Origin of the sequence: Acidovorax sp. SDU_ACID1 (assembly GCF_045291395.1) — a bacterium.
Lineage (GTDB): Bacteria > Pseudomonadota > Gammaproteobacteria > Burkholderiales > Burkholderiaceae_C > MR-S7.
The window spans coordinates 124,130-149,863 of sequence record NZ_CP152342.1 but is presented as its reverse complement, the minus strand read 5'-3'; the positions used below and the strand labels follow the sequence as shown (position 1 = coordinate 149,863).

Below are 25,734 nucleotides of genomic sequence, written 5' to 3'. Positions count from 1 at the left end.
TCAATCGCGCTGCGGCGCGCCCGTGGCCGGGGCACCGCTGCGCCAGCGCGCGTAGTCGCGCGGGTAGGCGCGGCGGTAGAGGTCCTCGTGCAGCGCCGCCTCGTCCTCCCGCCCCAGCAGGCGGGCGCTGGCGATGAGCTTCTCGACCACGCGCGGCTCGGGCGAGTAGTGCAGCAGGCGCAGGGCCGTGGCGTGCATGGCCTGCGCGTTGGCGGCCGTGGCGGGCGTGGTGGTGAGCCAGGCGAACTCGGCCGGCGCGCGGAAGAACGTGACGCGCCGCGCCGCCTCCTGCGCCGTGAGCCCGCGCAGCGCGGCGGGGCGCTCGGCCGCGGGACGGTAGAGGGCGCTGACCTGCGCATAGTCGCGCGCCAGCATCCAGGCCAGCACGGGCGCCGCCAGCAGCGCCGCGCCCACCGGCCACCGCAGCACCTGCCACACCTTCGGCGGCAGCAGCACCGCCACGGCCAGCAGCGCCGCCAGCTGGAAGGGGCCGTACCACAGCGGGAACTCCAGCAGGCTGTGCACGCCCACCAGGGCCAGCACGCCCCAGGCCAGCCGGCGCAAGGGCTGCGTCTCGCGCCACGGGCGGGCGCGCCACACGGCCCACAGCGCGCCGCCGCACAGCAGCAGCGCCACGGGCAGGCCCAGCTCCACGGCCAGGTGCAGCGGCAGGTCGTGGGCGTTGTCCAGCAGCACGCAGAAGCGCTCGCCGGGGAAAGCGGTGATGTAGTGCGCGTAGTCCAGCTCGCCCCAGCCCCAGCCCGTCCAGGGCCGCTCGCCGATCAGGTGCAGCACGTTGGCCCAGAGCACGCGGCGGCTGGTGCAGCGGCTGGATTCGTCCGCCAGGCGCGAGAACAGGCTGTCCGCGCGCACGCCCGTCCACTGCGCCAGCAGTTCGGGCAGCCACCACGCGGCCAGCAGGTAGGCCGCCAGCCCCACGGCGGCCACGGCCGGCGCCAGCGCGCCCTGGCCGCGCCGCCACAGCAGCAGCAGGCCCAGGAGCACCAGCCACTCCAGCGCGCCGGTGCGCGAGGCCGTGGCCGCCGCGCAGGCGGCCAGCAGCACCACGGCCCAGGGCACGGCCACGGCCAGCGCCAGCGGCCAGCGGGACGCAGGGCGCTCCCCCGCCACGGCCTGCAGCCGCGCCACCAGCCACAGCAGCGCCCACAGGCCCAGCAGCATCAGGGTGGCCTGCTGGTTGCGCTGGCGCAGGTTGCCCAGCGCCTGGCCGGGCGCGGCGGGGTGGACCCAGGGCGCCCAGCCGGGATCGCCCACGAAATACTGCAGCAGCCCGATGCACGCGCCCGCCACCGCGCCCATTAACAGCCCCCAGGCCAGGCCCCACCCCAGGCGCGTGCCGGGGAGCCGGCCCGCCCAGGCCAGCGCGGCGACGCCCCAGGCGCAGGCGGCGCTGGCCATCAGCGGCCAAAAGCTGGTCTGCGGCGCCTGCGTGACGCCGAAGACGAAGGGCAGCCCCGCCGCCAGCGCCACGAGAGCGACGGCGCCGCCGTGCGGCCAGGGGGATGGGGAAGGGGAATTCATGAAGGCACGCGGCGCCAGGGCATGGCCGGGCATTGTGCATGGGCGTGCATGGGAAAATGCCGTCCCTATGCATGCACTGTTTGAAGACGCCGGCAAGTTCCAGGCCGGCCGCATCCTTTCCGAGGCCGAAAGCTCGGCGCAGATCGAGCTGGACTCGGGCAAGCGCGTCAAGGTCAAGGCCGCCCACATCCTGTTGAAATTCGACAAGCCCGCGCCGGCCGAGCTGCTGGCCGGCGCGCGCACGCTGGCCGCCACCATCGAGCTGCCGCTGGCCTGGGAGTTCGCACCCGAGGAGGAGTTCGGCTTCGCCGATCTGGCGCGCGATTATTTCTCCGCATCCGCGCCCGTGACCGAGCAGGCCGCGATGCTGATCGCCCTTTTCGAGGCGCCGCACTACTTCCGCCGCGCGGGCAAGGGGCGCTTCAGGAAGGCGCCGGCCGACATCCTGCAGCAGGCGCTGGCGGCCATCGAGAAGAAGCAGCAGATCCAGGCGCAGATCGAGGCCTGGGCGCGCGAGCTGGCCGCCGGCACCTGCCCGCAGCCCGTGCGCGAGCAACTCTACAAGATCCTCTTCAGGCCCGACAAGAACGCCCCCGAGTACAAGGCCGTGGTGGAGGCCAGCCGCGCCGCGCAGAAGGCCCCGCTGGCGCTGCTGCAGGCGGCCGGCGCGATCGATTCGCCCTACCAGTTCCACTGGAAGCGCTTCCTGTTCGACCATTTCCCCAAGGGCACGGGCTTTCCCGCCATCGCCGCGCCGCAGCCGCCCGCGGACCTGCCGCTGGCGCCGGTGGATGCGTTCTCCATCGACGATTCCAGCACCACGGAGATCGACGACGCCCTGTCCGTGCAGGGCCTGGGCACGGGCACGGTGACGGTGGGCATCCACATCGCCGCGCCGGGCCTGGCCATCGTGCCCGGCTCGCCGCTGGACCAACTCGGCCGCACGCGCCTGTCCACCGTCTACATGCCGGGCCACAAGATCACCATGCTTCCCGACGACGTGGTGCAGATCTACACGCTGGACGCGGGCCGGGCCAACCCCGCCGTGTCGCTCTACGCCACGGTGGACGAGGCCACGCTGGCCATCACCGCCACCGAGACGCGCCTGGAGCGCGTGCCGGTGGTGGTCAACTTCCGCCACGACCAACTCGACCACATCGTCACCGAAGCCTGGCTGGCCGACCCCGCCTTTGAGCATGAAAACACGCCCCAGCCCTTGCTGGACAAGCGCGAACAGCTCTCCTTTTGCACCGCCTGGCGCGCCAGCTCAAGATCGGACGCGAAGCGGTGCGCGGCAAGCCCGAGAACTTCAACCGGCCCGACTACACCTTCCGCCTGCAGGGCCACGAGGGCGAGCCCGACGGCAGCGAGATGGTGCAGATCGGCACGCGCAAGCGCGGCGCGCCGCTGGACCTGATCGTGGCCGAGGCCGCCATCGTCGCCAACAGCGCCTGGGGCCAGATGCTGGCCGAGCACGGCGTGCCCGGCATCTACCGCAGCCAGGCCAGCCTGGCGCCCGGCGTGAAGGTGCGCATGGGCACCAAGGCACTGCCGCACGCGGGCATCGGCGTGAAGAGCTACGCCTGGGCCACCTCGCCGCTGCGCCGCTACGTGGACCTGGTGAACCAGTGGCAGATCATCGCCTGCGCGCGCCACGGCAAGACCGCGGCGCTGGCCGCGCCGTTCAAGCCCAAGGACGCGGAGCTGTTCTCCATCATCAGCGGCTTCGACGCGGCCTATGGCGCCTACAACGGCTACCAGGCCGGCATGGAGCGCTTCTGGACGCTCAAGTACCTGCAGCAGAACCAGATCACCGAGCTGGAGGCCACCGTCATCAAGGAAGGCGTGAACGGCGGCTTCCTGGTGCGCGCCGACACCCTGCCGCTGGTGCTGCCCGTGCTGGGCGCGCAGCAATTGCCGCGCGGCGCGCGCGTGCGCGTGCGGCTGGGCGAGATCGACGAGATCGCGCTGGACGTGAGCGGCACCCTGGTGGCCCGCCTGGACGATCCGCAGGACCCGTCCGACGACGGCCCGGTGGACGAGGAGGACGGCGGCGAGGACGATGCCGTGGCCGGCCCCATCGCCATCGCCGTCGATATGAACGAGCCCGATAATCCGGCCCCGTGAACATGACCCCCACGCTCCGCCGCTACGCGGGTCGCTGCCCCTACGCCGGGCGCCCCCTGGGAGGGCCGCTTTTTCATCTAGGGGCGGCCCGTCGATGAAAAATTTCCTGCGCCGCTTCTCCACGCTGCAGATCGCCCTGGGCGTCTCCATCGCCGTGCACGCGGCGCTGCTCACCGTGCGCTTCGTCGACCCGGAGGGCTTCAACCGCGTCTTCCAGGACACGCCGCTGGAGGTGATCCTGGTCAATGCCCAGTCCACCGAGCGCCCCGACAAGGCCCAGGCCATCGCCCAGGCGTCGTTCGCAGGCGGTGGCGCCGCCGAGCAGGGGCGCGCCACCAGCCCCCTGCCCTACTCCGCCCTCACCGCCATCGGCGACGACCTGGAGGACGCGCAGCGCAAGATGGACAGCATGCTCGAGCAGCAGAGCCAACTGCTGGCCCAGGTGCGCCAGCAGATCGCCACGCTGCCCGTGCCCGACTTGCGCCAGCCCAGCCAGAGCGCCGAGCGGCAGGACCAGGACGAGAAGCGCCGCCAGCTCCAGAAACTGCTGGCCGAGATCGAGAAGCGCATCAACGAGGAAAACGCCCGCCCGCGCAAGCGCTACGTCAGCCCCGCCACCATGGAGCGCGTGGACGCGGTCTACTACGACGCCCTGCGCCGCAAGATCGAGGACAAGGGCACGCAGAACTTCCCCGAGCAGGCGGGCAAGAAGCTCTACGGCGAGCTCATCATGATCGTCACCGTGAACCACGACGGCCGCGTGCTGGAAACCGAAGTCGTGCAGGGCTCGGGCAACCGCCTGCTGGACCGCCGCGCCGAGGCCATCGCCCGCGGGGCCGGCCCGTTCGGCCACTTCGGCCCCGCCATGCGCGCCCAGGCCGACCAGATCGCCGTGGTCTCGCGCTTCAAGTTCACCCGTGACCAGACCCTCGAAACCAGTGTCCGCTGACCCCACCGACCTCTACTGCGTGATGGGCCACCCCATCGCCCACAGCCGCTCGCCGCGCATCCATGCGCGCTTCGCCGAACTCACGGGCGCGCCGCTGCGCTACGAGGCCCGCCTGGTGCCGCTGGACGGCTTTCCCCAGGCCCTGCGCGACTTCGCGGCGCAGGGCGGGCGCGGCTGCAACGTCACCGTGCCCTTCAAGCTGGAGGCCGCGCAGTGCGCCACCACGCGCAGCGAGCGGGTGCAGTTCGCCGGCGCGGCCAACACGCTGGTCTTCGAGGGCGGCGCCATCCACGCCGACAACACCGACGGCCTGGGCCTGGTCGCCGACATCGAGCGTAACGCGGGCTTCGCCCTCGCCGGGCGCGACGTGCTGCTGGTGGGCGCGGGCGGCGCGGCGGCCGGCGTGCTGGGGCCGCTGATCGCCGCCGGCGCGCGCCACGTCACCGTGGCCAACCGCACGCTGGCCAAGGCCGAGGCGCTCACCGCCAGCCACGCGGCGCTGGCGGCGCTACACAAAACAGAGCTGCTCGCGCTTGTCCCACAAGCGCTGGAGCGTGATTTCGACCTCATCATCAACGCCACCACCAGCAGCCTCGCGGGCGACGCCGTGCCCGTGCCCGCGCACGTGCTGCGCCCCGGCAGCCTGGCCTACGACATGATGTACGGCCCCGCGGCCGCGGGCTTCCTGGCCTGGGCCCGCGCCCATGGCGCCACGCCGCGCGACGGCCTGGGCATGCTCGTCGAGCAGGCGGCCGAGGCCTTCCTGATCTGGCGCGGCGTGCGCCCGCCCTCGGCCCAGGTGCTGGCCGAGCTGCGCAGCGCATGAAGCCCCTGCTGCGCTGGCTCGGCCTCGTGCTGCTCGCCCTTGCCGCGCTGCAACTGTTCTTCGTGCTGCGCATCGCCGCCATGGCGGTGATCGACCCGCAGTCCACGGCCTTCCAGCGCTCCGAAGCCTGGGCGCTGCGCCACGATCTGCGCTGGCGCCAGGAGTGGGTGCCCTACGGGCGCATCTCCGACCATCTCAAGCGCGCCGTGATCGCCTCGGAGGACGACGGCTTCGTCAACCACGACGGCGTGGACTGGAACGCGATCGAACGCGCCTGGGAGCGCAACGCCAAGGCCGAGGAGCAGGCCACCGCCAGGGCCAACGCCCGCGCGCCGAGGATCCGCGGCGGCTCCACCATCACCCAGCAGCTCGCCAAGAACCTGCTGCTGTCGGGCGAGCGCACCTTCGTGCGCAAGGGGCAGGAATTCGTGCTCACGCTGGCCCTGGAGCAACTGCTGCCCAAGCAGCGCATCCTGGAGATCTACCTGAACAACGTGGAATGGGGCGCGGGCGTGTTCGGCGCCGAAGCCGCCGCGCGCCGCTACTACGGCAAGAGCGCCAGCCAGCTCAGCGCGAGCGAGGCCGCGCGCCTGGCGGTGATGCTGCCCGCGCCCAAGCGCTTCGAGAAAGCGCCGGGCTCGGCCTACCTCGCAGGACGCACGCGCACCATCCTGGCCCGCATGGGACGGGCGGAACTTCCATGAAACACCCCCTGAGTCGCTTCGCGCCTTCCCCCTCTCGTAGCGCTACGCGCTACCGGAGGGGGACGCAGCCAGCGCGGCGGGGCGGCCCTGCGCGGCTGCCCGCACATGGGCCGCGCCGATTTCGTGCGCCACCGGCAGCGCGTAGCGTCGTGGATCACTGAAATGAGAATCCTCGGCATCGACCCCGGCCTGCAGACCACCGGCTTCGGCGTGGTGGACGTCGACGGCCACCGCCTGAGCTACGTCGCCAGCGGCACCATCCGCACCACGGGATTGGCGCTGGGCGACCTGCCCGGGCGGCTCAAGGTGCTGTTCGACGGCATCAGCGAGGTCGCGGCGCGCTACCAGCCCGACGCGGCGGCGGTGGAGATCGTGTTCGTGAACGTCAACCCGCAGTCCACCCTGCTGCTGGGCCAGGCGCGCGGCGCCGCGCTGACGGCGCTGGTGAACGCCAACCTGCCCGTGGCCGAATACACGGCCCTGCAGATGAAGAAGGCCGTGGTGGGCCACGGCCGCGCGGCCAAGGCCCAGGTGCAGGAGATGGTGCGCCGCCTGCTGCAGCTGCCGGGCCTGCCCGGCACCGATGCGGCCGACGCGCTGGGCCTGGCCGTCACGCATGCGCACGCGGGCGCGGCGATGGCCCGCATCGCGCAGGTGGCGCCGCTGTCTCGGCGCCAGCACGCGATGTACAAGGGCGGGCGCAGTTACTGACTCAGGATGAGCTGCGCGATCACCCCCGTGGCGATGGCCACCAGCAGGTAGTCCGAGCCGTACTGCACCCAGTGGTAGCCGCGCGGCGGCGGGCGCAGGTGGTGCACGCGCCAGTCGTTCACCACGTAGTGGCGGGTGCGGTATGCGGGCGGCAGGCGGTCGCCCCGGTGCCAGCGGCGGTCCGGACCCGCGCCGCGCCAGGGGCCCTGCGCATGCGGCGGCGGGCCGGGGCGGGGGCGCATCTGCGGCGGCCGGGGCGGGCGGGGCTGCATGTGGCTGGGACGGTGGCGCTGGTCGTAGCGCTGGTCATGCCGCGGATCCTGGCGGTGGTCTCGCGGCTGGGCCTGCGCGCCGACGGCGGACAGCCCCATCAGCAGCGCCATGCAGGCGGCGCCCCAGGCCGCGGCGGGGCGCCGCCGCACGCCTGCGGCAGCGCGAGGGGTTGCGGGAGTGGTCGTGATGGCGGGCATGTCGTGCCTCCTTCCTGGGCAGTGAACACGTCTCCATGGTGCACCCGCCAGTGCCCGCGCGGCACGCCCGGGCAGCGCTTTTACCCAAGATTTGCCGGTGGATTACCTGCGCTTTGCATCCGTTACGCGGCAGCCACCGCCAGCGGAACGGCGGACAGCTCCAGGGCCGCGGCAGGGGCCGGCACGGCCGTGGCGGCGCCGCCGAGCTTGAAGCGGCGGACGGCCCGCGCCAGTTGCTCCGCCTGCTCGCGCAGCGACTGCGAGGCCGCCGCAGACTGTTCCACCAGCGCGGCGTTCTGCTGGGTCATGCGGTCCAGGTCGTTCACGGACTCGCCCACCTGGCCGATGCTGCCGGCCTGCTCCGCCGCCGCGGCGGTGATCTCGGCCACGATGTCCGAAACCTTGCGCACGCTGCCCACGATCTCGGTCATGGTCTCGCCGGCCTGGGCCACGAGGCGCGCGCCGCCCTCCACGCGCTGGGCCGACGCGCCGATGAGCTCCTTGATCTCCTTGGCCGCCTCGGCCGAGCGCTGCGCCAGGCTGCGCACCTCGCTGGCCACCACGGCGAAGCCCCGGCCCTGCTCGCCGGCGCGCGCGGCCTCCACCGCGGCGTTGAGCGCCAGGATGTTGGTCTGGAACGCGATGGAGTCGATCACGCCTGTGATGTCGCCGATGCGCCGCGAGCTGTCGGAAATCTCGCCCATGGTGTCCACCACCTGCGCCACCACGGCGCCGCCGCGCACCGCCACCTCGGCGGCCGACGCCGCGAAGCCGCTGGCCTGCCGCGACGATTCGGCGCTCTGCTGCACCGTGCCGGTGAGCATTTCCATGGACGAGGCGGTCTGCTGCAGGCTGGCGGCCGTCTGCTCGGTGCGCTGGCTCAGGTCCTGGTTGCCGGTGGCGATCTCGGCGCTGGCGGTGGAGATGCTGCCCGCCGCCTGCTGCACCTGGCCCACGAGGGCGCGCAGGGCGTCTTGCATGCGGCCCATGGCGTTGATGAGGCTGCCGATCTCGTCGTCCTGGCGCGCGCGCACCTCGTGCGAGAGGTCGCCGCCCGCGATGCGCTCGGCCAGTTCGCGCGCCTGCGCCAGCGACTGGGTGATGGAGCGCACGCTGAACAGCGTGAGCGGCACCAGCACGGCCAGGCCGAGCACCACGGCGCCCGCGATCAGCACCGCCATGGTGGCCGTGCGCGCGTCCAGCGCGGCGCGCGCCTCGTCCATGCGGTCGCGCGCGTGCGTGGCGAGGCTGGCGAACAGCGCATCGGTGGCCTCCATGTGGCCCTTGAGGCGCTCGGCGTAGGCGCCCGCGCCCGCGCCGTCGAGCTGGGCGCGCTCGATCTGCTCGAAGATCGGCACCAGGCCGCTCTCGTACTGCCGGATCTCCCCCAGCGACTGGTCGATGGCGGCCGTGAAATCGGCCTCGCCCGCCTGCACCGCGCGCACCTGCGCGAGGTCCTTGCGCAGCGCCGCGAGCTGGCGGCCCCAGCCCTCGCGCAGCGCCTCCACCTCCACGGCGTTGTTGAAGTTGATGATGATGTCCTTCTCCGCGCGGCGCAGGTGCCCCAGGCTGGTGCGCAGGTTGGTCATGTCGGTGAGGGTCTGCACGCGCTGCGCGAACAGCTCCTGCAGGATGCCGCGCGTACGGTCGAGCGCGGTGTAGCCCATCGCGCCGACGACGGCCAGCAGGACCAGGGAGAAGACGGTGGCGAAATACAGGCGTGCACGGATGGAGAGGCGCCCCAGGGTGGTCATGTCGTTCCTTTTGGCTGAACACGGTCCGGACAGGACGGCACCCGCCGCGTGCCACAAAGCTCCGCCTTGTGGGCGGACAATTTTGCAACTTTATGTTGCAAGAATCGGTCCTGACAGAGGGTATTCACCGGCTGGCGCCGGGCATCCCCGCGCCTACGGGGTGACGCGCGCCACCACCTGCCCCGCAGCCAGCGCCTCGCCCGCCGCTGCCAGGCACTGCAGCGTGCCCGCCTGCGGCGCGTGCAGGGCGGTTTCCATCTTCATGGCTTCCATCACGCCGATCACCTCGCCGGCCTCCACCGTGTCGCCGGTCTGCCTGTGCCAGGCGACGAGGCTGCCGGTGAGCGGAGCCGGAACGTCGCCGGGTGCGCTGGCCGGCGCGGCGGCGGGCGTTGGCGCAGAAGCACCAGCGGACTGCGGCAGCGCGAGCCCCGCGGGCAAGCCCAGGCGCACGCGCTTGCCGTCGATCTCCACGAAGGTGCGCAGTAACGGTGCCGCGCTCTCGGCCTCGGGCCGCGCGGCGGCGTCGAAACGCGCGGCCATCTCGGTCTCGATCCAGCGGGTGTGCACGGCGAAGCCCTGCTCGCCGGTGAAGGCGGCATCTTCCACCACGGCGCGGTGGAAAGGCAGCACGCTGGCCACGCCTTCGATCTCGAACTCCCGCAGCGCGCGCCGTGCGCGGGCCAGGGCCTGCTGGCGCGTGGCACCGGTGACGACGAGCTTGGCCATCAGCGAATCGAAGCTGCCGGGCACGGTGCTGCCCGCAGCCACGCCCGTGTCCACGCGCACGCCGGGGCCGCCGGGCGCGTCGAACCGCGTGATGCGCCCGGGCGTGGGCAGGTAGCCGCGCCCGGGGTCTTCGGCGTTGATGCGGAATTCGATGCTGTGGCCGCGCGGGGCGGCGCCTCGGTGAAGGAAAGCGGATGGCCGTCGGCGATGCGCAGTTGCTCCACCACAAGGTCCACGCCCGCCGTTTCCTCGGTCACGGGGTGTTCCACCTGCAGGCGGGTGTTGACTTCGAGGAACGAGATCTGCCCGCCCTGGCCCAGCAGGAACTCCACCGTGCCCGCGCTCACGTAGCCCGCCGCGGCGCAGATGTCGCGCGCGGCGCGGTGGATGTGCTCGCGCTGGGCGTCGGTGAGGAAGGGCGCGGGCGCCTCCTCGACCAGCTTCTGGTTGCGCCGCTGCAGCGAGCAGTCGCGCGTGCCGACCACGGCCACGCGGCCGTGCTGGTCGGCGAGGATCTGCGCCTCGATGTGGCGCGGCCGGTCGAGGAACTGCTCCAGGAAGCATTCCCCGCGCCCGAAAGCGGCCGTGGCCTCGCGCACGGCGGATTCATACAGCTCGGCCACCTCCTCCATGCGCCAGGCCACCTTCAGCCCGCGCCCGCCGCCGCCGTGCGCGGCCTTGATGGCGATCGGCAGGCCGTGCCGCTCGGCGAAGGCCAGCACCTCGGCGGCGCTGGAGACGGGGCCGGGCGTGCCCGCCACGAGCGGCGCGCCCACCTGGGCCGCGATGCGGCGCGCGGCCACCTTGTCGCCCAGGGCCTCGATGGTCTCGGGACGCGGGCCGATCCAGGCCAGACCCGCCGCGATCACGGCGCGCGCGAACTCGGCGCGCTCCGACAGGAAGCCGTAGCCGGGGTGTACCGCGTCGGCGCCGCTGCGCCGGGCCACGTCGAGGAGCTTGGCGATGTCGAGGTAGGTGTCTGCCGGGCGCATGCCCTGCAGCGCATAGGCCTCGTCGGCGGCGCGCACATGCAGCGCGTCGGTATCGGGGTCGGCATAGACGGCAACGGAGCGCACGCCGTAGTCGCGGCAGGCGCGGGCCACCCGAACAGCAATCTCGCCTCTATTGGCAATCAGGACTTTGGTAATCATGGTGTGACCTGCTCGAAGAACGGAGCGATGACGTTGAACCGCACGCGGCAGCCCACGGGGATTTGCGCGGCCAGGCCCAGGTGGTGGCTGGCGACGGCGCCGATGACGGGATAGCCGCCGGTCAGGGGATGGTCGGCCAGGAACAGCACGGGCTGGCCGTTGATGGGCACCTGGATGGCGCCGGTCACCGTGCCTTCGCTGGGCAACTCGCCCGCGCGGCTGCGCACGAGTGGCTGCGCGCCCTCCAGGCGCATGCCGACGCGGTTGGACTGGGGCGTGACGCGCCATTCTTGCTCGGCGAAGGTTTGCAGTGCCTCGGGCGTGAACCAGTCGGTGCGCGGGCCGAGCACCACGTCGAGCGTGACCACGTCGCCGGGCCGCGGCAGCGCGGGGCGGGCATCGCCCGCAGCCTGTGCCGCCTCCAAGGGCTGGCCGCCTACGCGCAGGCGCTGGCCGGCCTGCAGCGCAGGCGGGCCGACCTGCGCGAGCGTGTCGGTGGCGCAGCTGCCCAGCACGGGCTCCACCTGCCAGCCGCCGCGCACGGCGACGTAGCAGCGCACGCCCGCCGCGGGCGCGCCGACGATGAGCACGTCGCCTTCGTCCAGCGCCACGCCCTGGTGGCTGGAGACTGGCCACGCGCGGCCATCGGCGGCGCGCAGCGTGAGCGGCGCATCGGCCCCGGTGACGGCCACGGTGGCCTGCCCGTGGCAGCGCAGCTGCAGGCCGCCCAGCACGTTCTCCAGCACGGGCGCATGCACGGGGTTGCCGACGAGGCGGTTGGCCTCGCGCATGGCGGCGGCATCCAGCGCGCCGGAGGGCGACAGGCCCAGGCCCGCCATGCCGGCACGGCCCGCGTCCTGCACCAGCGTCCTGCACCAGCGCCTGCAGGCCTGTCGCTACGATTTCAATAGCTGGCAGCGCTTGCCCAGAAAGCGCTGGAGGCGTTTTTGGCTCTGACTTTCTCAAGGGCGGCAGGCTGACGTGCAGCGCAGCCTGGCCTGCGTCGCGGAACTGCACCTGGAAACCCGGCTGCACGTAGGCAGGCTCGGCGCGGCGCATGTCCCACATGGGCACGCCGGTCACGCCGATCAGCTGCCAGCCGCCGGGGCTGGCGCTGGGATAGACGGCGCTGAAGTCCCCCGCCAGCGCCACGGCGCCCGCGGGCACCCTGGTGCGCGGCGATTGGCGGCGCGGCACGTTGCGAAAGCTCGCGTGCCCGCCCGCCATGTAGACGAAGCCCGGCGCGAAGCCCGCGAACGCGGCCTGCCAGGGCTGGCCGGTGTGGCGGGCGATGACCTCGCGCACGTCGAGGCCGAGCAGCTCGGCCAGCTCGGGCAGGTCTTCGCCGTCGTAGCACACGGGGATTTCGACGGTGCGGCCCGGCTGCGCGCCGGTTTCATGAACGTCCGCCGCTGCGCCGCGCTCGCGCAGCGCCTCGATCAACGCGGGCAGCGCGATGGCGGCGGGCCGGTAGTGCACGAGCAGCGTGCGTGCCGCGGGCACCAGCTCCTGCACGCCCGCGACGGGCCGCGCCAGCAGCGCGCGGTGCAGCGCCATGGCGGCGGCGAGGCTTTCCAGCTCGACGAGCAGCGCCGCGTCGCTGGCGGAGATGAAGCGCATGTGCATGGGGTCAGTCCACGAAGGCGCGCAGCTCCACGCCCGCCTGCGCCAACCGCTCGCGCACGCGGCGCGCCATCGCCACCGCGCCGGGGCTGTCGCCGTGCAGGCAGATGGAGCCGGCCTCCATGCGGATGGTCTTGCCGGTGACGCTCACCAACTCGCCCGTCTGCACCATGCGCAGCATGCGCTCGGCTACCTCGTCGGGGTCGTGCAGCACCGCGCCGGGCAGGCGGCGCGAGTAGAGCGAGCCATCGTCGTTGTAGGCGCGGTCGGCGAACGCCTCGGCCACCACGCGCAGGCCGCGCGCGCGGGCGCGCTCGATGAGCGGCGAGCCCGCCAGCGCCAGCAGCGTGAGGCCGGGGTCGATCTCCAGCATGGCGGTGATCACGTCGTTGCCCTGGCGCTCGTCGTGGGCGATGGTGTTGTAGAGCGCGCCGTGCGGCTTGACGTAGCGCACGCGCGTGCCCGCCGCCTGGGCCAGGCCCTGCAGCGCGCCGATCTGGTAGACCACGTCGGCCACCAGCTCGGTGCTGGTGGGGTCCATGTTGCGGCGGCCGAACCCCACCAGGTCGGGGTACGACACGTGCGCACCCACGGCCACGCCGCGCGCGGCGGCGCCCCGCACGGTCTGCAGGATGCCCGCGGGGTCGCCCGCGTGGAAGCCGCAGGCCACGTTGGCGCTGGTCACCACGTCGAGCATGGCGGCGTCGTCGCCCATGCGCCATGCACCATAGCTTTCACCCAGGTCGCTGTTGATGTCCATCGTTGTATCCTCGTTTTGTCAAATGGGGCCCGTTGATTGTTCAACAGGCAGTGGCAAATTTCCCAGCAAAAGGCATTCCATGCAGTCCCGGCATTTCACCAACCGCTCCGAGCCCGCGAGCCTGACCGACACCGTGGCAGACACCATCCGCCAGCAGCTCATCAACGGCCAGCTGCGCGCCGGCCAGCGGCTGTCGGAGGCCCAGCTCGCCCAACAGCTCGACATTTCGCGCAACACGCTGCGCGAGGTGTTCCGCACCCTCATCAAGGAAGGGCTGCTGCTGCACGAGCCCAACCGAGGCGTGTCGGTGGTGGTGCCCTCGATCGCCGACATCATCGACATCTACCGCGTGCGCCGCCTCATCGAGTGCCAGGCGCTGGAGAAGGCCTGGCCCCTGCACCCGGCCCACAAGCGCATGCGCCAGGCCGTGGAGGACGCCACCGTCGCCCTGGAGGCGCGCGACTGGCAGCGCGTGGGCTCGGCCAACATGGCCTTCCACGCCGCCATCGTCGCCCTGAGCGACAGCGCGCGCCTTTCGGCCATGTTCGAGGACATCGCCGCCGAGCTGCGCCTGGCCTTCGGCATGCTGGACGATCCCGAATACCTGCACGCGCCCTACGTGGACTACAACGCCCGGCTGCTGCAGATGTTCGTGGACGGGCAGACCGCCGCCGCCGCTCGCGAACTGGAGGCCTACCTCGTGCAGTCCGAGCGCATGGTGCTGGCGGTCTACGCCAGACAGGTTCCGTGATGTGCCAAGGTGCATGCCGTCACCAATGCGGTGCAGATGCCCAGGCAATGCACCAAATTTGGTTGAACAATCTCTAATCAAGTTTCCGACAATTCAACACTACAACATCAACGAGCAGGGCGTATCGTTGAAATCCCTGATGACTCCCCACCCACAAGGTGGTACGTTTGGCACGCGAATTGCCTTGGACACAACCGTCCTTGCACAGGCATTCCCCTGAACCCCTACCCTTGAAGGAGCCATCCATGAAGCGTCGAATCCTTTGCGCCACCGCCGCCCTGGCCGCCACCGTCGGCTTTGCAGGCAGCGCGCTCGCCCAGACCAAGTGGGACTTCGCCACGGCCTACCCGGCCTTCAACTTCCACTCCAAGAACAACGAGCAGTTCGTCAAGGACGTGGACGCCGCCACCCAGGGCAAGCTCAAGATCACGCCGCACTTCGGCGCATCGCTGTTCAAGATGCCCGAGATTAAGCGCGCCGTGCAGACCGGCAACGCGCAGATGGGCGAGTTCTTCCTGGTCAGCTTCCAGAACGAATCGCAGATCTTCGGCGTCGATGGCCTGCCCTTCCTGGTCGGCAGCTACGACGAAGCGTTCAAGCTCTACCAGGCGCAAAAGCCTGCGCTGCAGAAGCTGCTCGACAAGCAGGGTCAGGTGCTGCTGTATTCCGTGGCCTGGCCGCCCCAGGGCATCTATACCAAGAAGCCGATCCAGTCCGCCGCCGACCTCAAGGGCATGAAGTGGCGCGTGTATTCGCCCACCACGGCGCGCATCGGCGAGCTGGTGGGCGCGCAGCCCGCCACCATCCAGGAAGCCGAACTGTCGCAGGCGCTGGCCACCGGCGTGGTCGAGGGCCTGATCACCTCCAGCGCCACGGGCGCCGACAACAAGCTGTTCGAGCACCTCAAGCACTACTACAACGTGCAGGCCTGGATCCCCAAGAATGCCGTGACGGTGAGCAAGAAGGCCTTCAACGCGCTGCCCAAGGCCGAGCAGGAGGCCGTGCTGAAGGCCGCCGCCGCCGCCGAGGAGCGCGGCTGGAAGGAATCGCGCGAGGTGGATGCGCGCTCCATCGCCACGCTCAAGGCCGGCGGCATGAGCGTGGAGGAGCCCTCCGCGCAGCTCAAGGCCGACCTCGCCAAGGTGGGCGACGTGGTCATCAAGGAATGGACCGAGAAGGCCGGCGCCGACGGCAAGGCCGTGCTGGACGCCTACAAGGCCGCCAAGTAAACCCACCGGGGACGCACGATGCGCAGATGGCTCGACGGCCTGTACTCCGCCAGCGCCTGGGTGGCGGGGCTTTCCATGATCGGCGTGCTGGCGATGGTGCTGCTCACCATCGTGAGCCGCCTGTTCGGCTTCCACGCGCCGGGCAGCGATGCCTACGCGGGCTACGCCATGGCGGGCGCGGGCTTCATGGCGCTGGCCAGCACGCTCAAGGCGGGCGAGCACATCCGCGTGACGCTGCTGCTGGGCGCGCTCAAGGGCGGCGCGCACAAGGCGCTAGAGGTGGCGTGCCTCGTCATCGCCACGCTGCTGTCAGGCTTCCTCGCGTTCTACTCGGCGCGGCTGGTGTGGCAGTCGTGGGAGATCGACGACATCTCCGTCGGCATCGACGCCACGCCGCTGTGGATCCCGCAGATCTTCATGGCGCTGGGCACGCTGGTGTTCTTCATCGCCTTCTGCGACGAACTGGTGCTGGAACTGCGGGGCCAGCGCAAGCCCCGCGACATCGAGGACGCACACCATGAATGAAATCACCGCCAGCATCGCGCTGATCGTGGTGCTGCTGGCCCTCCTGGGCGGCGGCGTGTGGGTGGGCCTCACGCTCGCGGGCGTGGCCTGGTTCGGCATGGAGTTCTTCACCGCCCGTGCGGCGGGCGACGCCATGGCCATGACCATCTGGGGATCGGCCAGCTCGTGGACGCTCACGGCGCTGCCGCTCTTCGTTTGGATGGGCGAGATCCTCTACCGCACCAACCTGTCGGAGAGCATGTTCCGGGGCCTCGCGCCCTGGGTCAACGCGCTGCCGGGGCGGCTGCTGCACACCAACGTCATCGGCTGCACCATCTTCGCGGCGGTGTCGGGCTCGTCGGCGGCCACCTGCGCCACCGTGGGCAAGATGAACCTGCCCGAGCTGCAAAAGCGCGGCTATCCCGAGGCGCAGACCATCGGCTCGCTGGGCGGACCGGCCACGCTGGGCCTCCTGATCCCGCCGTCGATCATCCTGATCGTCTACGGCGTGTCGGCCGAGCTGTCGATCTCCAAGCTGTTCATGGCCGGCGTGCTGCCGGGCCTGATGCTGGCCGTGCTGTTCAGCGGCTGGATCATGGTCTGGGCGCTGCTCAACCCCGAGAAGGTGCCGCGCGCCGACGGCCAGCTCACCTTCCGCGAGAAGGTCTACGAGGCCCGCCACCTGATCCCCGTGGTGGTGCTCATCGGCAGCGTGATCGCCAGCATCTACACCGGCATCGCCACGGCCACCGAGGCCGCGGGCATCGGCGTGGCCGGCGCGCTGGTGCTCTCGGCCGCGCAGAAGTCGCTCACCTGGGAGAGCTTCAAGGCGTCGCTCTTCGGCGCCACGCGGCTCTACTGCATGATCGGGCTGATCCTCTCGGGCGCGGCGTTCATGACGCTGTCGATGGGCTACATCGGCCTGCCGCGCCAGCTCGCCGAGTTCGTGGGCGGCCTGGGCCTCTCGCCCGCCATGCTCATCATCGTGCTGGGCATCTTCTACATCCTGATCGGCTGCTTCCTGGACGGCATCTCCACCATCGTGCTCACCATGAGCGTGGTGCTGCCCATCATCCAGGCCGCGGGCATCGACCCGCTGTGGTTCGGCATCTTCCTCGTCATCACGGTGGAGACGGCGCAGATCACCCCGCCCGTGGGCTTCAACCTGTTCGTGCTGCAGGGCATGACGGGCAAGCAGATCACCTACATCGCCCGGGTCTGCGCACCCTACTTCCTGCTGATGGTGCTGGCGCTGGTCATCCTGTGGTTCTTCCCCGGCATCGCCACGATGCTGCCGGAAAAGATGTAGCCTGGGAGAGCGCTTCAAGCCTTTTTGGCCGCCAGCGCTTACCCAACAAGCGCTGGCAGCTCCTCTTTCAGGAGCAGCGGAGCACACCGCAAATCCGGATGCGGCGTGCGCTTAAAACAAATTGTCACAACCGCACCGCATAGTGGGCGGGTCCTGATCGACCCGCCCATGACTGCACCAGCATCCGCACCCCGCCCCTCTTCCGCCTCCAGCGCCCTGGGCCGGCGCCTCGTCACCGTCTTCCTGGCCGTGCTCGCCCTCGGCCTCGCGGGCTCGGCCATCGGCGTGCGCTCCCTCGTGCGCATCCACGCCGCCACCCAGGCGATGGTGGAACGCAGCGTAGGCACGGAGCGCCTCGTGGCCGACGCCTTCCGGCTGCAGTCCATCAACGCCGAGCGCGACAAGGCCGTGGCCCTGAGCTCGGAGCCCGAGGTGGGCGAGATCCTGGGCGCCGACATCGCGCGCACCCAGGCGCAGTACGACGCGCTCGTCGCCCAGCTCACGCAGCGGCTCGATGCCGCCGAGGACGCCGAGCGGCTCGCGCGCATCCAGGCGGCCGGCCAGGACTTCCTGAAGGCGCGCACCGAACTCGTCGCGGCACGCGACGCGGGCCTGACCGAGCGCATCCGCAAGACCTATGCCGAGCGCTTCGTGCCCGCCGCCGCGGGCCTGCTCGACGCGCTGCAGGCGCTCACGCAGGCGCAGCGCGCGGCGATCGATGCCGCCGCCGCCGAGGTCGCCCGGCTCAGCGCGCTGGCGCGCATCGCCCAGATCGCCTTCGGCGCGCTCTCGCTCGTGCTGGGCACTCTGCTGGCGCTGTGGCTCGTGCGCAGCATCACCCGTCCCATCGCACTGGCCAGCGCCACGGCCGACCGCGTGGCGGGCCTGGACCTGCGCCAGGAAATCGCAGGCCATGCGCGCGACGAGACGGGCCGCATGCTGGCCTCGCTGGCCGTGATGCAGGACGCGCTGCGCACCGTCGCGCGGCAGGTGCAGTCCGCCGCGCAGAACATCAGCGGCGCCTCGCACGAGATCGCGGGCGGCAGCGCCCACCTCTCCAGCCGCACCGAGGAGGCGGCCGCGAGCCTGCAGCAGACGGCCGCGGCGCTGGAGCACGTGACGCGCAAGGTGCACGAATCCACCGACGCGGCGCGCCGCGCCGAGGCCCTCGCGGCCGAGGCTGCGGGGGTGGCGCGCGAGGGCGGCGGCGTGGTCGCGCAGGTGGTGGGCACCATGGGCCAGATCACGGCCAGCTCGCGCAAGATCGCCCACATCACGGGCGTGATCGACTCCATCGCGTTCCAGACCAACATCCTGGCGCTCAACGCCGCCGTGGAGGCCGCGCGCGCTGGCGAGCAGGGTCGGGGCTTCGCCGTGGTGGCGCAGGAGGTGCGCAGCCTGGCCAACCGCTCGGCCCAGGCCGCCCGGGAGATCAAGGCGCTGATCGGCGCATCGGTGCAGCAGGTGGAGGCGGGCAGCCACCTCGTGGGCCAGGCCGGCGCCACCATGCAGCGCATCGTCGCGGCGGTCGGGCATGCCGCGCAGACCATGGGCGAGATCACCGCCCATGCCCAGGCGCAGGACCGCGACATCGCCGCCATCCACCAGGCCGTCTCGGGCCTGGACCGGATGACGCAGCAGAACGCCGCGCTGGTGGAGGAATCGGCCGCCGCGGCCGAGGGCCTGCACACCCAGGCGCGCGAGCTGAGCGCGCTGATCAGCCGCTTCGTGCTGCCAGCGCCGCGGGCGGGCGAGCCGCCGCGGCTCGCCCTGCTGCCCGGCGCCTGAACGCCGTCAGGCCACGGGCTGGATCGGCACGTACAGCGCGCCGCCCGTGCGGTTGAATTCCGCCGCCTTCTCCTGCAGCCCCTGCTGCGCGAACTCGCGCACCTCCTGCGTGATCTTCATCGAGCAGAACTTGGGGCCGCACATCGAGCAGAAATGCGCCACCTTGGCGGAGTCCTTGGGCAGCGTCTCGTCGTGGAATTCGCGCGCGGTTTCCGGGTCCAGGCCCAGGTTGAACTGGTCCTGCCAGCGGAAGTCGAAGCGCGCCTGGCTCAAAGCGTCGTCGCGCGCACGGGCGCCCGGGTGGCCCTTGGCGACGTCGGCCGCGTGCGCGGCGATCTTGTAGGCGATGATGCCCTGCTTCACGTCGTCGCGGTCGGGCAGGCCCAGGTGCTCCTTGGGGGTCACGTAGCAGAGCATGGCCGTGCCCATCCAGCCGATCATGGCGGCGCCGATGGCGCTGGCGATGTGATCGTAGCCGGGCGCGATGTCGATGGTCAGCGGGCCCAGGGTGTAGAACGGCGCCTCGTGGCAGTGCTTGAGCTGCTCGGTCATGTTGGCCTGGATCATGTGCATGGGCACGTGGCCCGGGCCTTCGATCATGGTCTGCACGTCGTGCTTCCAGGCGGTCTGCGTGAGTTCGCCCAGCGTGCGCAGTTCGGCGAACTGCGCCTCGTCGTTCGCGTCGCTCGCGCAGCCGGGGCGCAGGCCGTCGCCGAGGCTGAAGGACACGTCGTACTGCTTCATGATGTCGCAGATGTCCTCGAAGTGCTCGTAGATGAAGCTCTCGCAGTGGTGCGCCATGCACCATTTCGCCATGATGGAGCCGCCGCGCGAGACGATGCCAGTGCGGCGCTGCGCCGTGAGGTGGATGAACGCGAGGCGCACGCCCGCGTGGATGGTGAAGTAGTCCACGCCCTGCTCGGCCTGCTCGATCAGCGTGTCGCGGAAGATCTCCCAGGTCAGGTCTTCGGCGATGCCGCCCACCTTCTCCAGCGCCTGGTAGATCGGCACGGTGCCGATGGGCACGGGCGCGTTGCGCACGATCCAGTCACGCGTGGTGTGGATGTTCTTGCCGGTGGAGAGATCCATCACGTTGTCCGCGCCCCAGCGGATGGCCCAGACCATTTTCTCCACCTCTTCCTCGATGCTGGAGGTGACGGCGGAGTTGCCGATGTTGGCGTTGATCTTCACCTTGAAGTTGCGCCCGATGGCCATCGGCTCCACCTCGGGGTGGTTGATGTTGGCGGGGATGATGGCGCGGCCGCGCGCCACCTCGTCGCGCACGAACTCGGGCGTGATGAACTTCGGGATGCTCGCGCCCAGGGGGTTGCCGGCTAGGCGCTGCTCGCGCGCCACGTCCTGCATGTACTGCTGCATCCACTCGCGGCGGCCGTTCTCGCGCAGGGCCACGTATTCCATCTCCGGCGTGACGATACCCTTCTTCGCGTAGTGCATCTGCGTGACGTTGGCTCCGCTCTTGGCGCGCAGCGGCCGGCGCTGCAGCGCGGCCGCCTCGGCGCGCAGGTGCGCGAGGCGTTCGCCGTCCTCGCCCTTCTGACCATCATCGAGCGCCTGGCGCACCCGGCCCTCGTAGCTCTCGGTGTCGCCGCGTGCGGCGATCCAGGCGCCGCGCACGCTGGCCAGGCCCTGGCGCACGTCGATCTGCACGGAGGGATCGGTGTAGGGGCCCGAGGTGTCGTACACGCTCACCACCTCGCCGTTGGTGAGCGCGATGTCGCGCACGGGCACGCGCAGGCCCGGCGCGCTGCCGTCGATGTACGACTTGGTGGATGCGGGAAAGGGCTCGCGCGTAAGGGCGAGCAGTTGGGCGAACTTGTCGGGGGCGTTCATGGCGGGCACTCCGGTGAAGGTGGATGGAATGCTCCGCAAATCGGCGGGATGGCCCGCGCGCGTGCCATGGCACACGCACGGATTCCCACTGCAGCTCTTCTTACGCTGGTACTAACCAGATCAAGTTCGCGGTTCCGGCGGTCAGGTCCGCCGTCTCAGCACGCCCAGGAGCCTGTTCAAGGTTTTCTAGAGATCGCTAAAAAACTTGAACAGACTCCTACGTGCACCCCGGAGCGAGGCGCAGTTTACGCCAAACGCTCCAGGACCAGCACCGCGAAGAACATGAAGGCCGCGATGATCGTCCACTTGACGATGACCAGGCCGAAGCGCTTGTAGCGCTGCTGGCCCGTGGCAGCGAAGAAGGCGAAGGAGACGGCCGCCGCGAGCAGCAGCAGCATCACGGCCCAGCGGAAGATCAGCATCGCGCGGGCACTCCGTCACCAGGCCCGCGCGGGCTGCGCGAAGCCCGCGGGGGCGTGGCGCTCGTTCTGGAACGTGACGATCTCCCACGCATCCTCGTGCGCGAGCAGTTCACGCAGCAGCAGGTTGTTCATCGCGTGGCCCGAGCGGAAGGCGCTGTAGGCGGCCAGCAGCGGCTTCCCCACGAGGTACAGGTCGCCCATCGCGTCGAGGATCTTGTGCCGGGCGAATTCGGCGTCGTAGCGCAGGCCGTCGCTGTTGAGCACCTTGTAGTCGTCCATGACGATGGCGTTGTCCAGCCCGCCGCCGAGCGCGAGGCCGTTGGAGCGCAGCATCTCCACGTCCTTGGTGAAGCCGAAGGTGCGCGCGCGCGCGATGTCGCGCGTGTAGTTGCCGCTGCCCAGATCGAACTCCACGCTCTGCCCCGTGGAATCGACGGCCGGGTGGGCGAAGTCGATCTCGAAGCGCAGCTTGAAGCCGTGGTACGGGTCGAGCCGCGCCCACTTGAGGTTGTTGCCCTCGCCCTCGCGCACCTCGACGGGACGCTTGACGCGGATGAAGCGCTTGGGCGCGTTCTGCAGTTCCACGCCCGCGCTTTGCAGCAGGAACACGAACGAGGCCGAGGAGCCGTCGAGGATGGGCACTTCCTCGGCCGTGATGTCGATGTAGAGGTTGTCCAGCCCCAGGCCCGCGCAGGCGGACATGAGGTGCTCCACCGTATGCACCTTGGCGCCGCCCGCGCCGATGGTCGAGGCCATGCGCGTATCGACCACGGCCGTCGCGGTGATGGGGATGTCCACCGGCTCGGGCAGGTCGACGCGGCGGAACACGATGCCCGTGTCTGCTTGAGCCGGGCGCAACGTCAACTCGACCCGCTGGCCGCTGTGCAGGCCTACGCCGACGGCGCGGGTCAGGGTCTTGATGGTGCGTTGCTGGAGCATCCGGCGATTTTACCGGGCGCACCCTTGTGGGGCACGGGAAATCCCGCTATCGGCGCGATAGCCGCACAGACAAAAAAACCGGCCGCGCCCCGGAAGGCGCGGCCGGTTCGTGCAAGGCCGCAAAGGCTCAGTCGGCCTGCTTGCGCAGGAAGGCCGGGATCTCCAGGTCGTCCATGCCGCCCGAGGACAGCGCGTCCACGCGCGCCGCGGCCTGGGTGCGGTTGGTGCGCCACACGCTGGGCACGGCCATGTTGCCGTAGTCGGCCTGGGCCGTGCCGCCCAGCACGCCGCCGGCCACGGCGGCGCCGGCCATGGGCATCTGGTAGGCCACGTTGTCGGTGCCGGTGCGCAGGCTGCCCTGCACCACCTGCATGGGCTGGCGGCGGGCGTTGGCGCGCGACAGGCCGGTGGCCACGACGGTCACGCGGATCTCGTCGCCCAGCGTGTCGTCGTAGGCGGCGCCGAAGATGACGTGCGCATCGGGCGAGGCGTAGGCGTTGATGGTGTTCATCGCGAGGCGCGACTCGGACAGCTTCAGGCTGCCCTTGCTGGCCGTGACCAGTACCAGCACGCCCTTGGCGCCCGACAGGTCGATGCCCTCCAGCAGCGGGCATGCGATGGCCTGCTCGGCGGCGATGCGCGCACGGTCAGGACCGCTGGCCGTGGCCGTGCCCATCATGGCCTTGCCGGGCTCGCCCATGACGGTGCGCACGTCCTCGAAGTCGACGTTCACCTGGCCGTATTCGTTGATGATCTCGGCGATGCCGCCCACGGCGTTCTTGAGCACGTCGTTGGCGTGCGCGAAGGCTTCGTCCTGGGTGATGTCGTCGCCCAGCACCTCGAGCAGCTTCTCGTTGAGCACGACGATCAGCGAGTCGACGTTGGCCTCCAGCTCGGTCAGGCCCTCGTCGGCGTTCTTCATGCGGCGGCCGCCCTCCCAGTCGAAGGGCTTGGTGACCACGCCCACGGTGAGGATGCCCATCTCCTTGGCCACGCGCGCGATCACGGGCGCAGCGCCCGTGCCCGTGCCGCCGCCCATGCCGGCCGTGATGAACAGCATGTGCGCGCCGGCGATGGCTTGGCGGATGTCTTCCTGCGCGGCCTCTGCGGCTTCGCGGCCCTTGTCGGGCTTGCTGCCGGCGCCAAGGCCGTTGCTGCCCAGCTGGATGGTGCGGTGCGCCGGGCTGCGTGCGAGCGCCTGGGAATCGGTGTTGGCGCAGACGAATTCCACGCCCTGCACGCTGCGCGCGATCATGTGCGCGACCGCATTGCCGCCGCCGCCGCCGACACCGATCACCTTGATCTGCGTGCCCTGGTTGAACTCTTCGGACTCGATCATTTCGATGGTCATGTTGGTGCTCCTGAAACTTGCGTTGTGATGTGCGAATAGGGGTTGTGTGCTTGCTTGTGGCGGGTGGTCCCGTCGGGCGGCGGCGCGGTACTTCGCCATCGCCCTCTCTTGCGGCGGGGCGGGCCCGCACGGGCCAGCCAGAGCTGTGTGGCGGCCATGTCAGAAGTTCCCCACGATGAAGTCCTTGATGCGGCCGAACGCGGTCTTCACCGAGCCGCTCTTGGCCGCCACCTTGAAGCCGCGCAGCCGCGCCAGGCGCGCCTCTTCGAGCAGGCCCATGACGGTGGCCGCACGCGGCTGGGCGATCATGTCGGCCAGCGCGCTCGAATACTTGGGAATGCCGCGGCGCACGGGCTTGAGGAAGATGTCCTCGCCCAGCTCCACCATGCCCGGCATGACGGCGCTGCCGCCCGTGAGCACGATGCCCGAGGACAGCACTTCCTCGTAGCCCGACTCGCGCACGACCTGCTGCACGAGCGAGAAGATCTCTTCCACGCGCGGCTCGATCACGCCGGCCAGCGCCTGCTTGCTGAGCATGCGCGGGCTGCGGTCGCCCAGGCCCGGCACCTCCACCTGCGCCTCGGGGTCGGCCAGGAGCTGCTTGGCATAGCCGCTCTCGACCTTGATGTCCTCAGCGTCCTTGGTGGGCGTGCGCAGCGCCATGGCGATGTCGCTGGTGATGAGGTCGCCCGCGATCGGGATCACGGCCGTGTGGCGGATCGCGCCGCCGGTGAAGATGGCCACGTCGGTCGTGCCCGCGCCGATGTCCACCACGGCCACGCCCAGCTCGCGCTCGTCGTCGGTCAGCACGGCCTGGCTGCTGGCCAGGGGTTGAGCATGAGCTGCTCCACCTCCAGCCCGCAGCGGCGCACGCACTTGATGATGTTCTCGGCCGCGCTCTGCGCGCCGGTCACGATGTGGATCTTCGCCTCCAGGCGGATGCCGCTCATGCCGATGGGCTCCTTCACGTCCTGCCCGTCGATCACGAATTCCTGCGGCTCCACGAGCAGCAGGCGCTGGTCGCTGGAGATGTTGATGGCCTTGGCCGTCTCCACCACGCGCGCCACGTCGGCCTGGGTGACTTCCTTGTCCTTCACGGCCACCATGCCGCTCGAATTGAGGCCGCGGATGTGGCTGCCGGTGATGCCGGTGTAGACGCGCTGGATCTTGCAGTCGGCCATCAGCTCGGCCTCCTTCAGCGCCTGCTGGATGCTCTGCACCGTGGCGTCGATGTTCACGACCACGCCGCGCTTGAGGCCGTTGCTCGGGGCCACGCCCAGGCCGGCGAGCTTGAGCTCGCCGCCCGGCATCACCTCGGCCACCACGGCCATGACCTTGGCGGTGCCGATGTCCAACCCCACGACTACGTCTTTGTATTCTCTTGCCATCTTTGAGTCCTACCCCCGGTGGTTGTTCTGTGCGGGCCTGGCGGGCGCCTTGGGCTTGGCCGCCGGCTTGGGTGCGGGCGCATCGCCGCTCACGGTGGTCACGCCGCGCAGCCGCAGCGCGTAGCCGCTGGCGTGCCGCAGGTCCGCGTATTCCAGGGCGTCCACGCGCCGCCCCTGCTGCTGCGCCACGCGCGGCAGGGTGTTCACGAGCCGGCGCACGCGCTCCATCAGCGCGGCCTCGTCGCCGCCGCCCAGCTCCAGCACCGCGCCGCTGTCCAGCGTGGCGCGCCAGCCGCCCTGGCCGGTGCGCTCCAGCGTGTCGATGTCCGATTGCAGGGGCGCAAGCACAGGCGCCAGGCGCTGGTACACGCGCAGCATCTCGGCCGAGCGCTCGGGCACGCCCACCAGGCGCGGCAGGTTGTCCTGCTCCAGATCGTCGCTGCCGGCCTCGAACACCTCGCCATGGCTGTTGACCAGCGTGGCGCTGCCCTCTGCGCCCCAGTAGGCGACCGCGTCGTGCTCCTGCAGCTGCACGCGCAAACCGCTCGGGAATTCGCGGTGCACGTAGGCGCGCCGCACCCAGGGCACCTGCTCGAACGCGCGGCGCGCAGCCTCCAGGTCCAGCGTGAAGAAGTTGCCCACGAGCTGCGGCGCCACGTTGGCGCGCAGGGCCACGGCGCTGGTGTGCACCAGCTCGCCCTCCACGGCGATGCGGCCGATCGCGAAGGCCGGATGCCGCAACAGCCAGCCGCCGCCCGCCGCCAGCACACCCACGACCGCGCCCATGAACAGGACCGTGGCGGTCAGGTTCATGAGCTTGACGTCGAGCGGTGCGGGCAGCGCGGTGGCCATGCTT

General features: G+C 70.8%; 19 protein-coding genes, 4 pseudogenes and 1 riboswitch. Of the genes and pseudogenes, 10 read left to right on the top strand and 13 right to left on the bottom strand.

Annotated elements, in window-relative coordinates:
* The gene (locus AAG689_RS00665; protein WP_406624353.1) at positions 1 to 1,542 is read right to left on the bottom strand and encodes a Wzy polymerase domain-containing protein; all 1,542 of its coding nucleotides are present in this window, start codon (positions 1,540 to 1,542) and stop codon (positions 1 to 3) included.
* Between the two features lie 67 nt (positions 1,543 to 1,609).
* On the opposite strand from AAG689_RS00665, the pseudogene AAG689_RS00660 reads away from it, so the two are divergent.
* From AAG689_RS00660 to ruvC, 5 genes and pseudogenes are all read left to right on the top strand, one after another.
* Positions 1,610 to 3,669, top strand: a pseudogene (locus tag AAG689_RS00660) (ribonuclease catalytic domain-containing protein).
* A gap of 94 nt (positions 3,670 to 3,763) precedes the next feature.
* Positions 3,764 to 4,618, top strand: coding sequence for an energy transducer TonB (locus AAG689_RS00655; protein ID WP_406624352.1), 855 nt, complete (start codon positions 3,764 to 3,766; stop codon positions 4,616 to 4,618).
* A 22-nt stretch (positions 4,619 to 4,640) separates the two neighbouring features.
* Entirely contained in the window at positions 4,641 to 5,444 is an 804-nt protein-coding gene (gene aroE, locus AAG689_RS00650; protein ID WP_406626255.1) for a shikimate dehydrogenase, read from the top strand.
* Positions 5,441 to 6,148 carry a monofunctional biosynthetic peptidoglycan transglycosylase gene (mtgA, locus tag AAG689_RS00645; RefSeq protein WP_406624351.1) on the top strand — a complete coding sequence of 236 codons (708 nt, stop codon included), beginning with the start codon at positions 5,441 to 5,443 and terminating at the stop codon, positions 6,146 to 6,148. Before aroE ends, mtgA begins: the two co-directional genes overlap by 4 nt.
* Before the next feature lie 162 nt (positions 6,149 to 6,310).
* A complete protein-coding gene (gene ruvC, locus AAG689_RS00640; RefSeq protein WP_034691916.1) occupies positions 6,311 to 6,859 on the top strand; it encodes a crossover junction endodeoxyribonuclease RuvC in 549 nt (182 codons plus the stop codon).
* Here the strand turns inward: ruvC and AAG689_RS00635 are convergent.
* From AAG689_RS00635 to AAG689_RS00610, 6 genes and pseudogenes are all read right to left on the bottom strand, one after another.
* Complete coding sequence (locus AAG689_RS00635) at positions 6,853 to 7,329, bottom strand: RcnB family protein (RefSeq protein WP_406624350.1); 477 nt, start codon at positions 7,327 to 7,329, stop codon at positions 6,853 to 6,855. The genes ruvC and AAG689_RS00635 overlap by 7 nt on opposite strands.
* A 122-nt stretch (positions 7,330 to 7,451) precedes the next feature.
* Positions 7,452 to 9,083 carry a methyl-accepting chemotaxis protein gene (locus AAG689_RS00630; RefSeq protein WP_406624349.1) on the bottom strand — a complete coding sequence of 544 codons (1,632 nt, stop codon included), beginning with the start codon at positions 9,081 to 9,083 and terminating at the stop codon, positions 7,452 to 7,454.
* A gap of 153 nt (positions 9,084 to 9,236) precedes the next feature.
* Positions 9,237 to 10,960, bottom strand: a pseudogene (locus AAG689_RS00625) (acetyl/propionyl/methylcrotonyl-CoA carboxylase subunit alpha).
* The gene (locus tag AAG689_RS00620) at positions 10,960 to 11,826 is read right to left on the bottom strand and encodes a biotin-dependent carboxyltransferase family protein (protein ID WP_406624348.1); all 867 of its coding nucleotides are present in this window, start codon (positions 11,824 to 11,826) and stop codon (positions 10,960 to 10,962) included. The pseudogene AAG689_RS00625 and the gene AAG689_RS00620 overlap by 1 nt, the downstream one beginning before the upstream one ends.
* A 232-nt stretch (positions 11,827 to 12,058) precedes the next feature.
* A pseudogene (locus AAG689_RS00615) lies at positions 12,059 to 12,520 on the bottom strand (allophanate hydrolase subunit 1); the annotation flags it as partial.
* Positions 12,521 to 12,593: 73 nt separating this feature from the next.
* Positions 12,594 to 13,346, bottom strand: coding sequence for a LamB/YcsF family protein (locus AAG689_RS00610; protein WP_406624347.1), 753 nt, complete (start codon positions 13,344 to 13,346; stop codon positions 12,594 to 12,596).
* Between the two features lie 79 nt (positions 13,347 to 13,425).
* On the opposite strand from AAG689_RS00610, the gene AAG689_RS00605 reads away from it, so the two are divergent.
* From AAG689_RS00605 to AAG689_RS00585, 5 genes are all read left to right on the top strand, one after another.
* Positions 13,426 to 14,097 (top strand): GntR family transcriptional regulator, encoded by a 672-nt coding sequence (locus AAG689_RS00605; RefSeq protein ID WP_020230890.1) that lies wholly within the window; start codon positions 13,426 to 13,428, stop codon positions 14,095 to 14,097.
* Positions 14,098 to 14,342: 245 nt separating this feature from the next.
* Positions 14,343 to 15,326, top strand: a complete 984-nt coding sequence (locus AAG689_RS00600; RefSeq protein WP_406624346.1) for a TRAP transporter substrate-binding protein — start codon at positions 14,343 to 14,345, stop codon at positions 15,324 to 15,326.
* Positions 15,327 to 15,344: 18 nt separating this feature from the next.
* Positions 15,345 to 15,851, top strand: coding sequence for a TRAP transporter small permease (locus AAG689_RS00595; RefSeq protein ID WP_406624345.1), 507 nt, complete (start codon positions 15,345 to 15,347; stop codon positions 15,849 to 15,851).
* On the top strand, positions 15,844 to 17,139 hold the full coding sequence (locus AAG689_RS00590) for a TRAP transporter large permease (RefSeq protein WP_406624344.1): 1,296 nt from the start codon (positions 15,844 to 15,846) through the stop codon (positions 17,137 to 17,139). The genes AAG689_RS00595 and AAG689_RS00590 overlap by 8 nt, the downstream gene beginning before the upstream one ends.
* Positions 17,140 to 17,307: 168 nt before the next feature.
* Positions 17,308 to 18,927: a methyl-accepting chemotaxis protein gene (locus tag AAG689_RS00585; protein WP_406624343.1), complete on the top strand. Its 1,620-nt coding sequence runs from the start codon at positions 17,308 to 17,310 to the stop codon at positions 18,925 to 18,927.
* Between the two features lie 6 nt (positions 18,928 to 18,933).
* Here the strand turns inward: AAG689_RS00585 and thiC are convergent, their stop codons facing one another.
* From thiC to AAG689_RS00555, 6 genes and pseudogenes are all read right to left on the bottom strand, one after another.
* Positions 18,934 to 20,778: a phosphomethylpyrimidine synthase ThiC gene (gene thiC / locus AAG689_RS00580; protein WP_406624342.1), complete on the bottom strand. Its 1,845-nt coding sequence runs from the start codon at positions 20,776 to 20,778 to the stop codon at positions 18,934 to 18,936.
* Positions 20,779 to 20,858: 80 nt separating this feature from the next.
* A riboswitch (TPP riboswitch) is annotated at positions 20,859 to 21,019 on the bottom strand.
* 4 nt (positions 21,020 to 21,023) lie between these two features.
* A complete protein-coding gene (locus AAG689_RS00575; protein WP_406624341.1) occupies positions 21,024 to 21,200 on the bottom strand; it encodes a hypothetical protein in 177 nt (58 codons plus the stop codon).
* Positions 21,201 to 21,215: 15 nt separating this feature from the next.
* On the bottom strand, positions 21,216 to 22,139 hold the full coding sequence (gene lpxC, locus AAG689_RS00570; protein WP_406624340.1) for a UDP-3-O-acyl-N-acetylglucosamine deacetylase: 924 nt from the start codon (positions 22,137 to 22,139) through the stop codon (positions 21,216 to 21,218).
* Between the two features lie 127 nt (positions 22,140 to 22,266).
* Positions 22,267 to 23,490, bottom strand: a complete 1,224-nt coding sequence (gene ftsZ / locus AAG689_RS00565) for a cell division protein FtsZ (RefSeq protein ID WP_406624339.1) — start codon at positions 23,488 to 23,490, stop codon at positions 22,267 to 22,269.
* A 159-nt stretch (positions 23,491 to 23,649) separates the two neighbouring features.
* Positions 23,650 to 24,878, bottom strand: a pseudogene (gene ftsA / locus AAG689_RS00560) (cell division protein FtsA).
* Positions 24,879 to 24,887: 9 nt separating this feature from the next.
* Positions 24,888 to 25,730 carry a cell division protein FtsQ/DivIB gene (locus AAG689_RS00555; RefSeq protein ID WP_020230900.1) on the bottom strand — a complete coding sequence of 281 codons (843 nt, stop codon included), beginning with the start codon at positions 25,728 to 25,730 and terminating at the stop codon, positions 24,888 to 24,890.
* Positions 25,731 to 25,734: the final 4 nt, after the last annotated feature.